Annotated in this window: 13 protein-coding genes; 7 read left to right on the top strand and 6 right to left on the bottom strand. The window is 58.0% G+C overall.

The genetic code is table 11. The annotated features are described in order from the left end of the window. The coding region (locus Q1W40_RS05020; RefSeq protein ID WP_300709531.1) for an AAA family ATPase at positions 1–2,199 on the top strand (2,199 nt) is incomplete at its 5' end. Positions 2,200–2,440: 241 nt separating this feature from the next. On the opposite strand, the gene Q1W40_RS05015 is transcribed toward Q1W40_RS05020, so the two are convergent. From Q1W40_RS05015 to Q1W40_RS05005, 3 genes are all read right to left on the bottom strand, one after another. Next, a complete protein-coding gene (locus tag Q1W40_RS05015; protein WP_300709529.1) occupies positions 2,441–2,602 on the bottom strand; it encodes a DUF4113 domain-containing protein in 162 nt (53 codons plus the stop codon). Positions 2,603–2,623: 21 nt separating this feature from the next. Next, positions 2,624–2,767 (bottom strand): hypothetical protein, encoded by a 144-nt coding sequence (locus Q1W40_RS05010; RefSeq protein ID WP_300709527.1) that lies wholly within the window; start codon positions 2,765–2,767, stop codon positions 2,624–2,626. Positions 2,768–2,865: 98 nt separating this feature from the next. Next, on the bottom strand, positions 2,866–3,798 hold the full coding sequence (locus Q1W40_RS05005; protein ID WP_300709525.1) for a LysR family transcriptional regulator: 933 nt from the start codon (positions 3,796–3,798) through the stop codon (positions 2,866–2,868). Positions 3,799–4,005: 207 nt separating this feature from the next. Here Q1W40_RS05005 and Q1W40_RS05000 point away from each other — a divergent pair, with 207 nt between their 5' ends. Further along, entirely contained in the window at positions 4,006–4,488 is a 483-nt protein-coding gene (locus Q1W40_RS05000) for a DUF4148 domain-containing protein (RefSeq protein ID WP_108311825.1), read from the top strand. 121 nt (positions 4,489–4,609) lie between these two features. Here the strand turns inward: Q1W40_RS05000 and guaD are convergent, their stop codons facing one another. Then, a complete protein-coding gene (gene guaD / locus Q1W40_RS04995) occupies positions 4,610–6,004 on the bottom strand; it encodes a guanine deaminase (protein ID WP_300709521.1) in 1,395 nt (464 codons plus the stop codon). 122 nt (positions 6,005–6,126) lie between these two features. Between guaD and Q1W40_RS04990 the strand changes: the two genes are divergently transcribed. Further along, entirely contained in the window at positions 6,127–6,357 is a 231-nt protein-coding gene (locus Q1W40_RS04990) for a hypothetical protein (protein WP_090142674.1), read from the top strand. 425 nt (positions 6,358–6,782) lie between these two features. Here the strand turns inward: Q1W40_RS04990 and Q1W40_RS04985 are convergent, their stop codons facing one another. After that, entirely contained in the window at positions 6,783–7,418 is a 636-nt protein-coding gene (locus Q1W40_RS04985) for a TetR/AcrR family transcriptional regulator (protein ID WP_090142673.1), read from the bottom strand. A 93-nt stretch (positions 7,419–7,511) separates the two neighbouring features. On the opposite strand from Q1W40_RS04985, the gene Q1W40_RS04980 reads away from it, so the two are divergent. From Q1W40_RS04980 to Q1W40_RS04965, 4 genes are read left to right on the top strand one after another with little or no spacing between them, the layout of a single operon-like run. Further along, the gene (locus Q1W40_RS04980; RefSeq protein ID WP_090142683.1) at positions 7,512–8,930 is read left to right on the top strand and encodes a TolC family protein; all 1,419 of its coding nucleotides are present in this window, start codon (positions 7,512–7,514) and stop codon (positions 8,928–8,930) included. 1 nt (position 8,931) lies between these two features. Beyond that, positions 8,932–9,900, top strand: a complete 969-nt coding sequence (locus tag Q1W40_RS04975; protein ID WP_300709515.1) for an efflux RND transporter periplasmic adaptor subunit — start codon at positions 8,932–8,934, stop codon at positions 9,898–9,900. A gap of 7 nt (positions 9,901–9,907) precedes the next feature. Then, positions 9,908–11,080, top strand: coding sequence for an ABC transporter permease (locus Q1W40_RS04970; protein ID WP_090142671.1), 1,173 nt, complete (start codon positions 9,908–9,910; stop codon positions 11,078–11,080). 1 nt (position 11,081) lies between these two features. Next, a complete protein-coding gene (locus tag Q1W40_RS04965) occupies positions 11,082–12,221 on the top strand; it encodes an ABC transporter permease (RefSeq protein WP_090142670.1) in 1,140 nt (379 codons plus the stop codon). A 687-nt stretch (positions 12,222–12,908) separates the two neighbouring features. Here Q1W40_RS04965 and Q1W40_RS04960 read toward each other — a convergent pair. Further along, on the bottom strand, positions 12,909–13,265 hold the full coding sequence (locus tag Q1W40_RS04960) for a hypothetical protein (RefSeq protein WP_228768227.1): 357 nt from the start codon (positions 13,263–13,265) through the stop codon (positions 12,909–12,911). Positions 13,266–13,373 lie beyond the last annotated feature (108 nt).

The raw sequence follows: 13,373 nt of genomic DNA, 5'->3' as shown, positions 1-13,373 counted from the left end.
CATGGCTGCGTAGCGTTTCTACTTCTGAGACCCTTGCAAAAGGGGATGATTACCGGTGCAGTAATGAACTTCGCCAACCACAAGACCGTCAACTCGAACGATGACGTCAAGTTCGTTTCTGGGTTTGGTTCGTTTCATACGAATGAATCTGATCCACAAAATCCAAACAAGTTGCTCAAGCCATACGAGCAAGTCTCTTGGAGCCATATCACTGCCATGATTGACACACCTGACGATTGCGAGAAACACAAAGCCCAGTGGGTGATTCCATCAACACTCATGTCGCGCAATTCCACGGACCAACGGCAAGATGGTGCATTTTTCGCTCTTTGGGCAGATCTTGATAAGAACAATCAACCTATCGAGAAATTGGGGGATTTTCTGAGGTCGGCAATTGGTGACTCAGATTTTGAGATTTACACCACGAAATCTGCAACCGCCGATCTTCAGCGTTGCAGGATCCTCATCCCGCTCGAAGCCCCAATGACTCCATCTATTTGGATCTTGGCGCAAAGCTTGTTGAACGACAAACTGAGTGCCGCAGGCTTCGAGCCCGATCGCGCGTCACAACGTTTGTCGCAGATTTGCAATCTGCCTAATAGGGGCAACTTCTATGACACGCGATCTTCCCGTAATGGGAAGCGTTTTGACCCAACCGATGTTTGGAAGTATGAGCTCAACGTACTTCAAGCAACAGTTTCTTTGCCTGCAAACGATGATGCTTGGCTGGTCGGGTCGCCCCCTCCACCGCTGGTTCAACTTTTCAACCAGCGCTTTCCGCTCGAGGAAATCTTAATCGGTGCTGGCTACGACCAAAAGGGCATGACGTTCAAGCACCCTGCTTCTGACTCGGGCAGTTACTCAGCCAGCATCAAGGACAACCGTGTACATACCATGTCCTCGAACGATCCTCTTTACACCGGTGGAGGCGGCGGCGGTGCACACGACGCATACTCAGCATTCAGTGTTTTGATGGCGAAGAATGACAGCGCAAAAGCAATGAGGATGGCCAAGGAGAAACTTCGTTCGGCTGGTATTGAGGTGCCTAATGACCAATTGAGGATGGGGCAGCCCATGCCGAATCTCGACTTGACACCCATCAGTCTTGATGAATTGAACAGGGCAAAACTGGCTCCCAGGGTCATTCTCCCGAACCTTCTTTACGCAGACGTTCGCATGCGTATCAGTGCAGGTGGCACGGGCAAGACGACTGTGGCCCTGTTTGAAGCAGTTGTCTTATCCTTAGGACAGGAACTCTGGGGCAGGACACCATCGGCACCAGTCAAGACTGTGATCGTGACTCATGAGGACAGTCGTGACATTCTGGTTGCTAGGATGCGCCACATCATGGAAGGCATGCTCCTGGATCACACTGAAATTGCGCAAGTCTTGGCTAACATTCGCATCTTGGATTTATCAGGCAGTAGCTTCCGCTTATCGTGCATCGAATCGGATGTTGTTGAACCTCATGCTGAGAATATTTTCTCCATGATTCAGAGGCTGAAAGACTTTGCTCCTGACTGGATCATTTTTGACCCATTGGTTTCTTTTGGGGTGGGCGAAAGTCGCGTTAATGATGCTGAGCAAGGTTTGATCAATGCCTTCCGCGTCTTTCGCATCGAACTCGACTGCTGTATTGAAGGTATTCATCACTCCGGGAAAGCCAATGCTCGTGACAAGACATCAGACCAATATTCTGGGCGTGGTGGCAGTGCGTTGGCTGATGGTAGTCGTATGGTTGTTGTGATGAATCCGCTGGATCATGACGAATGGCTCAAGCAAACAGGCTCGCCATTGATGGAAGATGAGAGCGGCTTGGTCATGCATCTGGCTAAGTTAAGTTACTGTCCACGCCAACCAGCGATCTATGTTCGTCGTAAAGGGTATTTTTTCTCACATGAAAAAGTGGCGCCCATTACAACTGAAGAATTGCATCGGTTGAAATTAGAAAAATTGCTTTGTCACATCAAGAACGGCCATGCCATTGGGGTTAGTTATAGCAAAGCTGATCTTGAAAATTCAGCCTCCCAATTTGGCTTCACACGTGCGGAAATGCGTGCATGCTTCATGTCACTCCTTGACGAGGGATTTGTTGCATATCACAGCACTCGCGGCAAATCCGGCGCGTACTTTGAACCAAAGGAACGCCAGTGTGTTCAGTTCAATAACGAACCTGGTGAGGTTGACAAGAATTGGTAAAGTAGTTTCGCCACCCTATAGGAAAGAAAATGGCGGCGAAGGTTGCTGCCATTTCCTTTCCCCTTTCCTCGCAAATAAATTTCCTCAACGGCGATGGTTGGCGACAGCGGCGAAACCCTCTCGACACATACACCTAGGGGGTGGGTCAAATCTCTAAAAGTCTCAGCCCTTATGACCGGCCGTTCTCTCATTGGTAGAAATTATTCCCTCTAGGCATTTATTCAGCAAACGAACAGTTTGCTCAAACAACGGGAATTGAGTACCAGTCCGTTGTGTAGTGCGGCGATTTGCGCTCTTGTTTCATTTGCCACTGTTTGCATGCACCCTGAGTTGAGACTTTGACTGTCTCTCGACCAAATCGCTGGTTGAGCGAATCCGACGGCAGCATTTCATTGGTTTGCATCACAGGCTCCAAGAGATCCCCCTAGCTCACTTGGTGAGCCACCCATGACCTAGGATCGTGGCCGGCGGCCTGCAGGCGCTGCTGAAATTGCGCAATGCCCCGGCGCACGGCTTCGCGCTGGGACTGGTTGGGGTCGACGATGGGGTGTTCCTTGCCTTCGGTCATGCCTTATTGTCGGTCAGTTGCAGGCGAGTTTTTGAGCGACAACATCGCGCCTTTGTGCGGTCAGTTGTCGGCTGGAGTCCAACCGAGAGGGCGCAGCTTCAGCAAGTGGCGCAAGCCTGCAAAGCCTTGGCCGTCTGCAAACGTGTCTCCTCGATCAGAAAGTCCAGAAAAACGCGGGTGCGTTGCGGCATGAATTTGCGTGTGGGCACGGCCGCGTACATGCTCAGCCGACCCGTGATCCACGGTGCCAGCACGCGCACCAGCTCACCGCGTGTCAGATACGGTGCCACCATGTCCATTGCCACCGAGGTGATGCCCGCGCCATCGAGCGCCGCGCGCAACAGGCTGTCGGTGTGGTTGACCAGCAGCACCGGCTGGATGTCGATCTCGATGGGCTGCGTTGGGTTGTCGGGGCACCACATTTGCCACATGCGAGGCCGCATGTGGGGCATTTTCAGGCGCAGGCAATCGTGCTGCATCAGGTCCTGTGGTTGCTGCGGCGCGCCGCGTTGGCGCAGGTACTCGGGCGAGGCCACCAAAATGGCTTCGGACTCCAGCACTTTGCGCGCAATCACATCGCCGTTAAAGCTCTCATCGGTGCCCAGCAAGGTGATGTCGAAGTCCTCAATCGGTGGCTCCCGCAAGGTTTCCACCTCCAGCTCGATCAGGATTTTGGGATAACGCCTGCGAAACTCCGCCAGCAAAGGCGCAACCACATAAGTCGCCAGCACCGGTGGCGCATGCAGGCGCAGCAGGCCCGCCAGCTCGGTGGTCTGCGCACTGACCACCGCATCGGCTTCGTCAATGTCCTGCAGGATGCTGCGCACACGGTCCAGGTACTGTTGACCCGCCTCGGTCAGCGACAGGCGGCGGGTCGAGCGCTGCAGCAAGCGCGTGCCCAGGTGGTCTTCCAGATCGGCCACCAGGCGCGTGACCACCGGCGCTGACATGTCCAGCGCACGGGCAGCGGCGGCAAATCCCCCCTCATTCACCACGCGCTCAAACACGCGCATCGACAACAAACGGTCCATGAAGCACTCCAAAACGGGATTTCAAGCCCTTGATTGTTTCTAATTTAGAAATAACTCAATGTGTTTTTGATTGTTTTTCTATTGATTCGGAAATTTTACAGTTCAACCCATCGATGCAGCGCTTTCAACCAACGCTTCACCGATCAGGTCAAAGCCCCGTCAATCCGACAGGCAGACCGTTTTTCAAACTTTCAAGGAAACCTGATCATGAACCGCTCTTATTTCTCCGCCATCACCCTCGCTGTTGCTGCCTTGGCTGCTGGAAACGCCATGGCTGCCGACGCATCTGCAGCCAAAACCCGTGAGCAAGTCAAAGCTGAACTGGCCGAAGCCATTCGCACGGGCGACTTTGTCGTCAACAGTGAAACCCATCAAAAAGCCAATGAATTGAACCCAGGCCTGTACCCCGCCAAGTCGGCCGCTCAGGGCAAGACCCGCGAACAGGTGAAAGCTGAACTGGCCGAAGCCCTGCGCACCGGCGACTTCGTCGTCAACGGTGAAACCCATCAAAAAGCCAATGAAGTGAACCCTGGCCTGTACCCCGCCAAGTCTGCTGCTCAGGGCAAGACCCGCGAGCAAGTGAAGGCCGAGTTGGTCGAAGCCCTCCGCACCGGCAACATCATGGCGGATGGTGAAACTGGCCTGAAGTTGAACCAGTTGTACCCACAGCGTTACAACCGCAACATCTGATGAGTCACCACACGGCCAGCCTGTCCATCGGGGTGATGGCTCCGGGCATGGCCTGAGCATGGCCCTATCCGGCCCATTTTCAGCGGCGTCGATGACGCCGCTTTTTTTGCGCCATGTGCACTCAATGGTTTTGAGCCATGTCGCTGTGGCTGAGTTGTCCTTGAACCACCGTGTGCGCAATCAAGCGCTCATCGCCCAGCACGATCATGGCGAACAGCCATTCGGCCAGAGTCTCGGTTTGTGCGGTGCGCCGGGCCAGCAGGGGCGTGGCTTTCGGGTTGAGCACCACGAAGTCGGCTTCGCAGCCGGGCAGCAGGTTGCCCACTTTGCCGTCCAGGTCCAGCGCGGCGGCGGCACCTGCCGTGTGTTGCCACCACAGGTGTTCGGGCGCGAGGCTGATGCCAGGATGCCCCACACTTTGCCTTGCGACGGTGTAGGCCGCGTGCATGGTGTGGAAAGGGCTGAAGCTGGTGCCGCCGCCCACATCGCTGGCCAGGCCATAGCGCAAGCTAGCCGCGTCCGAGGCGGTGTAGTCAAAAAAGCCGCTACCCAGAAACAGGTTGCTGGTGGGACTCACGGCGGCGGTGGCACCCACTTCGGCCATGCGGCAACGGTCGGCTTCATCGAGGTAGATGCAGTGCGCATAAACCGAGCGTTGCCGCAGCAGGCCTGCGCGGTCGTACACGTCCAGATAACTGCGCGCTTCGGGGAACAGTTCTTTCACCCAGCGGATTTCGTCGAGGTTTTCCGCCACGTGCGACTGGATCCACACATCGGGAAACTGCTGCGCGATCTCGCCTGCGCCATGCAGCTGCTCAGGGCTGCTGGTGGGCGCAAAGCGCGGCGTGGTGGCATAGCCCAGGCGGTCCACGCCGTGCCAGCGGCGGATCAGGTCTTCGGTCTGGCGCAGGCTCAAGGCCGTGTCGGAGTCGCGCAGGCCGTCAGGGCTGTGGCGGTCTTGCAGCACCTTGCCGGTGACCATGCGCAGGCGCCGTTGTTGTGCCTCGGCCATGAACACATCGACCGACTCGGGGTGAGCTGTGGCGAAGCACAGCGCGGTGGTCACGCCGTGGCGCATCAGTTCGTCCATGAAAAATGCGGTCACTTCGTGCGCATAGGCCTGGAACGCCTCACCCAGTTCAAAGGACAACGGCACAAACCCCGCCCCTCGGGCGTTGTGGTCTTGCTCTAGGCGCCACTGCTGGGCAAAGCGGTACACCGGCCCACGGCTGCCGCCGTAGCCCATGGCGCGCAAGGCCTCGAACATGGCCTTGATGCCGCGGCGCTCGCGCTTATTGCGGTGCTGGTCGGCCTTGAGCCAGCGGGCCAGGGTCTCTTCAAAAGGCCCCAGGACGCTCACCACCTTCACCCGCTTCGGATACTTCGGCTCCCGCATCTCGGGCTCAGATAACCACTTGCTGGCCGTGTTGCGCGAGATCCCCAGCCGCCGGCTGGCCTCCCGCACCGATACGCCATCCCTCAGCACGAGGCGGCGCAATTTTCTCAATGTGCTCACGTTGATCACTCCTGACCACCTTGCTGAAAAATTCAGCAGCGTAGCCGTCAACGTGGCTCAGTTTTCAGTGTGATTCTCCCCAAATTTGGCCCAGTTTTCGTTGTGATTCAACACTCAGAGCCGTGATCGACGGGGCAGGCATCATGTCCTTGTCGATGGAGATCGCAGCGCCTTACCTCACGCAAGGCACCTTGAAGCGGGTGCTCTCGCCCTGGATCACTGGGCGGGTCAGCTTGTATGCGGCGCTGCCAAGCCGCAAGTTCATTCCCGACCGGACACGGATATTTTTGGAATATTTAATCGAGCAGACACGGCTTCAGACCGAAACGGCCTTGCAGGCATGCGCCACTTGAAGTGCTGGTTCCATCCCGTGAGGCCCACAGTGCGAAACGGAGCGAGTTCACAGGAAGTTGTCAGGCGCTGTGAGGTGGCTGGCAGTTGCAACCGAGCTCGAATAGACCTGTCGTGATGTTTCCGAATGCCCGCTCCAGATCCATGAGCGCCGAAACGGCGGTTACAGGCTGTGACCACCGACCACTGTGAGCGGTCTGGGCCCTGCGGTCAGATCACAAGCATGAGTCTGCGTGCTCACCCATCCCTCACCATGCGTATGGCAGCGCTCGAATGTGCAATGAGCGCCAAGGCTGGGCCGGACATGCACGGCGAAGCCCGGAGCATCGAAAGGATCAATCGAGGGGGGTACTCGATTTCCGCACCAAACTTGCGGCTCTCGGCGTAGACCAAAGTTGCGAACTGCTTGGGCGTCGCTGGGATCAGGTCACCGCCTTGCTCGTACAGTGCCTCGGGGCTTACTCCCTCTTGGCGCACCCTCATGGGTGAATATTTGGATTGTGTTTTTCATGAACGCGGCAGCATTTCCGCTTAGCTGGGGCAACAAGGCAATCTGGTCTTGCTCAATATGCTGCAACACCATCTCATTGACCCCCCCAATCAGACTGGTGGAAAGCCATTGCGGGATCTGGTTTTCGCGCTGATAGGCAGCGGCTTCCAGGAGCACAGCAGCTATTTTTTCCATGGCGATGCGTCTGGCACTCAGGCCTGCGGCGCCGAGCGCTAGGATTTCCACAAACAAGGTACGTAGCAGCACAGGATTGGCGGCCAACGTTTCCAGATAGATCTGGATGGTCCGATCGATCTGGGAACTCCAGTCACCCTGTGGGTCGATGCTTGCACGTAATGTGGCCTCAATCCTCTGCGCAGAGTGATTGAACAACGCAATCAGACATTCGCTCTTATCTTTGAAAAATTGGTAAAAGGTTCTTTTGGACACGTTCGCTTCGCGCACGATGTCTGATGTCGTGAGCTCCGCATACCCACAAGCCGTGACCGCCCGCGCCATCCCCTCCAGCAACCGGGTGCGATGCTCGTCGTCGGGAATTTGGGGGCGACTCATCGCGCAAGTATCTCACATTAGGTACTTGACAGTACCAATAATCCGATTAGAATTTCGATTATGGTACCGATTGGTACCGACAAAGAGAATGCCATGTTGAATCAACCAAATCGATTGCGCACCAAACTGTCACTGTGTGCCTTGATAACTGCGGCGGCCTGCGTTCCCGCGCTGACACGGGCTGAAGCGCTCAGCTTCGAAGAGGCCGCACGGCGCCTCCAAGCCAATTCTGATCGTCTGGCAATGACTCGCTTGTCGGTCGAGAGCGCGCAGTTGAAGGAGCAGGCTACCCGCTACCTGGGCGGCCCCGTGGTGTCCGTAGGCGCCGCCTCCTACAGGTTCCAAGGCGCGGTGCAGGGGGTCGATCTGTCACCGCTGACGCACACCATCGGTTCGTCCATTGCTGCTCTACCCCCTACCTTGGCTGCAGGCCTGTCACGCCTGCCGCAACTGCCGAACAGTGTCGACCTGAGCACTCAGCGCAGCGGCAACACCTCTTCTGTCTCGGCTGTATTGCCCCTTTACACCGGCGGCGCCACCACCGCCATCAAGCAGGCCTTAGAAGCCAAGACCGAAGAGGCCCGGGCGGACGGACGCCAGGCGCAGCAAGAGGTGTTTACGGAATTCGCGCAGCGTTATTTCGGAGCCCAGTTGGCTGAGCGCGCGGCCGGGTTGCGCGAGGCGGCCTTTCGAGCCGTCCAGGAGCATGACGCCGCGACGCAGCGAATGCTTGAAGCGGGCCTTGTCGCACAGGTCGAGCGACTCCAGGCCCGCGCTGCGATGGAGGAAGCCAAGCGGAACGCCCAAAAGGCTCGGGATGACGCTGAGTTGGCGTCTACCGCGTTGGCCAGAACCATCCGCAACGGTGAACGGGTTCAAGCCATGAGCCCTCTTTTCGTGATCAGTTCACCCATTGAGCCGCTTGGCTACTTCATCGACGCTGCTCTGGAACGACACCCAGGATTGGGCAAGGTGGCCGCCAAGCGGCATGAGGCCGAGCAGATTCATGCCCTGGAAGAGTCCCACAAGAAGCCCACGATATTTGCCTTCGGGCAACGCCAGCTCCGCTCCTCGGACCAAGCCAACTGGGTCGTGGGCGTGGGAGTCAGCTGGCGTCTGTGGGGGGGGGTGGACCGCTCCTTGATGAGCGAAGCATCGCATCGGCTCATCGAGATGGCGGACAGCCAGGACAAGCAGGCCCGAAATGACATCGCGCTGCTGGTCGAGAAACGGTGGATGGCCGTTGACCAGACCAGGCGTCAATTCCTGTCCCTGGCCCCAAGTCTGGAATTGGCCGATGCAGTCCTCCAACTCAAGACCAAGGGCCAGAAGGCGGGGACGAACTCCACATTAGAACTGATCGACGCAGAGGTGAACCTGGCTAAAACCAAGACCGAGCAGGCACAGTCGGCTTATGACTATGTTAAGGCCCTCGCCGATCTCCTGGAAGTGGCCGGTCTGTCCGATCAATTCACCAGCTACATGGCCCGTGCCGATCTGAAAGCGCAATGAGATGAATAAGAAACTACCCGTCACACTGGTCACTATCGGCGCAGTGGCAGTTCTCGGCCTGGGCCTGTGGAAGGCCCAGCAGCCTGGCGCGGAGGCCTTCCAGGGACAGATGGAGGTGCAGGAAGTCGATGTCGCTTCCAAGGTCAGCGCCCGCATCGCAGACATCCTCGTCAAGGAGGGGGATGTCATCACGGTGGGCTCACCGCTCATTCGCCTGGACAGTCCCGAGGTGACCGCCAAATTGGCGCAGGCCACGGCAGCCCAGGAGGCTGCCCAGGCCACGGCGGCCAAGGTGCAAAAGGGTGCCCGGCCCCAGGAGGTGGAAATCGCCCGCCTGAACTGGCAGCGCGCCCAGGCCGCGGCGGATCTATCACAAGCATCGTTCAAGCGGATTGAGGGACTGGCCCGGGACGGCTTGATCGCCGCACAAAAGCGCGACGAGGCTGAGGCTAATTTCAAGGCAGCCCGCGATCAGGCCTTGGCCGCGCAGGCCCAGTATGAGATGGCGCGCGACGGGGCACGTTCCGAAGACAAGCAAGCTGCCGCCGCCCAGGCACGTCAATTGGCTGGCGTCGTGGCTGAAGTTCAGGCGGCCAAGGCCGAGACGGAGCTCAAGAGCCCGGTGGCCGGTGAAGTGGTCAAGGTCCTGGGGCGTGTGGGCGAGATCTCGCCCCAAGGAGTGCCTGTGGTCACGGTCGCCAACATGGCAGATCAGTGGGTGGTGCTCAACGTGCGCGAAGACAAGCTCGATAAGTTTGGCGTCGGCAAGGAATTCGATGGCACCTTGCCCGCCTTGAAAGGCCGCAAGGTTCGCTTCAAGGTGTACCGGGCAGCAGTGATGCCCGATTTCGCCACCTGGCGTGCCACGCGCTCCGATCAGGGCTTTGACATCAAAACCTTCGAGGTCCGGGCCCGCCCGTCCCAAGTGATCGAGGGGGTTCGCCCAGGCATGTCCGTTCTGGTCGATTGAATTGACCATGCACCACTTCTTCGACAGCGCCAGGCGGGAAGCCCGTCGCCTAGGCCAAAGCCCCTGGGACCTGGCGATGGTGACGTGGGTGCCTTTGCTGGCCGTGGTGCTGGTCGTGTGGATGTTCTCCAGCGCCATCCCGAGGAACCTGCCAGTCGGCGTGGTAGATGAAGACCACTCCGGGCTGTCGCGGCAACTGGTGCGCATGCTCGACGCCTCGCCTGGCATTCAGGTTGTCGACGAATTCGACAGCGAATCCTCGGCCCAAAACGCTCTCAGGAGCGTGCGGGTATACGCGATGGTCAACATTCCCCGGGACTTCGAGCGAGACATCAAGCGCGGGGTCAAGACCGAAGTCACCCTGCGCCATAACGCCCAGTTTGCCACGCACTCGAGCCTGCTGCAGCGGGATGTGCGCACGGTGGTGGGGACCTTGGCTGCCGGTATCGAAGTGTCGGCTCGAACCAAGCGAGGTGAATCCCCCCAACAGGCCAAGACCAGCTTTAATCCGATCCAGACTCAATCGATTGTGCTGTTCAACGGGTCCGGTAACTACGAAAAGTACCTGACTGCTGCCGTGATCCCGGCCATCCTGCACATTCTGGCAATGACGGCTGGTGCCTGGGCGGTAGGTCGAGAGTTGAGGGACAAGACGCTAGGACAGTGGCTGGGACACGAGGGAGGGCGGTCCGTCGCGGTCGCCCTGCTGGGCAAGCTGGCGATTCCCTGGATGACGCTTACGGGGATCGGTACCGGAGCGCTTTGGTTCATCACGGCCGGGCGTGGCTGGGACATCCCCGGGCATCTTGCCTGGATCTGCCTCGCCCTGGCTTTGCTCATGGCACTGTCTCTGGCCGCGGGTGCTGCGGTGGCCGCACTGACCAAGTCTTTGCGGACCGCGTTGTCCGTGACTGGACTTCTAACCGCCCCGGCCTTCGCATTCAGTGGCATGAGCTTCCCACTGAGTGCAATGCCTGACAGCGCTCGCCTATGGGCGACTTCCATGCCGTTCACCCACTACATCCGGCTGCAGACGGAGCAATTGCTGATGGGCTTGCCGGCCCGCGCGAGTGCTGCGACTCCTGTGGCATTCCTGCTGGCCACTCTGGGTTTGCTCGCACTGGCCGCGTGGGGCTTGGTCCAGGCTCGCAACAAGCCATCGACATGGGGAGCTCGTTGACATGACCCTCCACCACTCAAGAACCCTGAGGACGGGGTTCGTCGCAACGCTGCGCGATGTTGTGCGAGACAAGGGCGTATTGATGCTGCTTTTTGCAGCGCCCTTGTTCTATGCTTTCTTCTACCCTTGGTTCTTCGGTCCGGAGGTCGTGACCCGAGTGCCGGTGGCGGTCATCGACCAGGATCACTCGGCTCTGTCACGGACGATCCAACGCCTAGCACTTGCCAACCCACGGATCGAGGTCAAAGCCGTAGCGTCTGATGAGCGCGCCGCGCAGGCCGCCATGAGTCGCGGCGAGATTGAAGGCTACCTGCTTCTCCCAGACACCCTGAAGGCAAACGTCGCCAGGGGGATGCCAGCTTTGGTGACGATCGTGTCGAACGGCGCCTACCCCATCATCAGCAAGGCGGTGCAGTACGGGTTAGCGGAAGCCGTAGGTGCAGCATCGGCGGGTATTGAAATCCGACAGCGAGAGGCAAAGGGTCAAAGTCCTCGTCAGGCCAGTGAGACTCGTACGCCGGTGGATTTTCAAGCCATTGCCTTGTTCAACGCCACAGAGGGTTACGGCAGCTTCATCGTTCCTGCCGTCGCCCTGCTGATCATGCATCAGACCCTTCTGATGGGAGTGGGGATGTTGGTGGCGACCTGGGTCGAGCAACGTGCAGTTCAAGCAAGTCCTATGGTCTGGATTGGACGCTGGCTGGCATTTCTCGTGCCGGGATTGGTGTCTGGGCTGTTTTATTTTGGATGGATTTTTTGGCTCTATGGCTACCCGCGCGCAGGAAACGTTGCTGGATCCCTAGTCTTCTTGGTCCTGTACTTGTCCGCCATCGTCACGCTGGGCTCATTGGTGGGCCTGTGGTGCCGAGATCGCGAACGGGTCCTCCAAGTGATTCTTTTCTCCACGCTGCCTTTGGTATTTCTTGCAGGATTTTCATGGCCGTCAGAGGCATTGCCTACCGCGTTGCAATACCTGCGTTGGTTGATTCCCACAACGGCGGGAGTCCAGGCAGCGTTGCGTCTGAATCAGATGGGTGCCCCCCTGCAAAGCGTGATGCCGTACCTCGGTTGTCTTTTTGTATTGACCTTGCTGGCCGGAAGCTTGGTATTGAAGTTCGAGGGAAAGTCGCCGCGTGCTTGAGGAGGTGGCGGCTGCCTGCGCATTGAGCGAGGCTGGCGTTGAAGATGCCTCATCGTTCAGGTGGGGTCAAACGTTGACTTCAGATGCGAGGCGGTCATTGGCGAATGGCAAAGGAATTTTCGCTTTTCCCAGTTCGCCGTCTTCTGGATGCAACGGCTCAAATGACCGTAACCAACCTGAAACAGCCATGCTGGCGTTTACTCTGAGCGGATGATCCCTTCAATTGCAGCACTTACTGCAAGGCTCGGAAAATCCGTGGGAGCCACGATACAGCCTTTGTACGGTAGTTAAGTTCGAATGTCCAACCCTGTCAAAAAAGATGTATCCGAACCTAAGCAGGTTGACGTGACGGAGTTCCTAGAGTTCGTACTGTTCAGTGACAGAGAATTCGGCATGATCGAAGCCCCAAAGGGGGAAGTGAATACCGCTCACTAGATCTGTCCCAAATCGAATGCCGCTCGCGGGAACATCGAAGGCTCGTTGACCCTGGCCTGAAGGGGAAGCCTGCATGAAGGATGAACATGCCCCCGAATTTGCGGGTTCGAATCCCCGGCGCCATCAAAAAACGATGCATCCGGACCTGAGCAGGTTGGTGGGGCTAGAATTTCTGCTCCGCCAAGATTCATTCGAACTGATTCCAAGTCGTTCGAACAAATTCCAATCCGTTCGGGGCCTTCCAAAGCCCTCCTAGAACACCTTCCGGACCAGGCTGGCTTCCTCGTAGGCCTCAATGTCCTTGAGCCGGTACAGAACCTTCCCCACGATCTTCAAGTACGGCGGTCCCTCCCCAACGGTGCGCCACCGCTGAAGGCGCGCGACGGAGCACACCCAGCGATCGGCGAGCATTTTCTCGGTCAGGAGTTCTCGGCTGGGTTCGGCCGGGGTCGCTGGAGCCTGGATGAGGGGCTCCGGCTTGGTCTCTCGTGCTGCTGTTCTGACGATGCCGCAGGTCAGTACGTCCAGCACGTCTCGGGTGCCTTCCAGCCGTGGTGTCGCAGCAGAGGGGTGGCCATGTGCCTCGGTGCTTGTATGGGGTGATTTCATACAAGTTCATACCGGTTGGCCTGACGCTTTTTCTCAGCGTGGTGAGGCGGCTTTCGGCCAAAAGCGGACGATGCTGTTGTTGTATCAATCTGTGATTTAGGCTGGTTG

Source organism: Limnohabitans sp. (assembly GCF_030158565.1).
Taxonomy (GTDB): domain Bacteria; phylum Pseudomonadota; class Gammaproteobacteria; order Burkholderiales; family Burkholderiaceae_C; genus Limnohabitans_A.
This window is presented reverse-complemented; position numbering and strand designations above follow the sequence as displayed.

Bases quoted from the DNA above. Each gene is read 5' to 3' on its own strand.
- Q1W40_RS04980 (WP_090142683.1), top strand. From the start codon at position 7,512: ATGTTGAATCAACCAAATCGATTGCGCACCAAACTGTCACTGTGTGCC.
- Q1W40_RS04970 (WP_090142671.1), top strand. From the start codon at position 9,908: ATGCACCACTTCTTCGACAGCGCCAGGCGGGAAGCCCGTCGCCTAGGC.
- Q1W40_RS04965 (WP_090142670.1), top strand. From the start codon at position 11,082: ATGACCCTCCACCACTCAAGAACCCTGAGGACGGGGTTCGTCGCAACG.
- Q1W40_RS04975 (WP_300709515.1), top strand. From the start codon at position 8,932: ATGAATAAGAAACTACCCGTCACACTGGTCACTATCGGCGCAGTGGCA.
- Q1W40_RS04960 (WP_228768227.1), bottom strand. From the start codon at position 13,265: ATGAAATCACCCCATACAAGCACCGAGGCACATGGCCACCCCTCTGCT.
- Q1W40_RS04985 (WP_090142673.1), bottom strand. From the start codon at position 7,418: ATGAGTCGCCCCCAAATTCCCGACGACGAGCATCGCACCCGGTTGCTG.
- Q1W40_RS05000 (WP_108311825.1), top strand. From the start codon at position 4,006: ATGAACCGCTCTTATTTCTCCGCCATCACCCTCGCTGTTGCTGCCTTG.
- Q1W40_RS05005 (WP_300709525.1), bottom strand. From the start codon at position 3,798: ATGGACCGTTTGTTGTCGATGCGCGTGTTTGAGCGCGTGGTGAATGAG.
- Q1W40_RS05010 (WP_300709527.1), bottom strand. From the start codon at position 2,767: ATGACCGAAGGCAAGGAACACCCCATCGTCGACCCCAACCAGTCCCAG.
- Q1W40_RS05015 (WP_300709529.1), bottom strand. From the start codon at position 2,602: ATGCAAACCAATGAAATGCTGCCGTCGGATTCGCTCAACCAGCGATTT.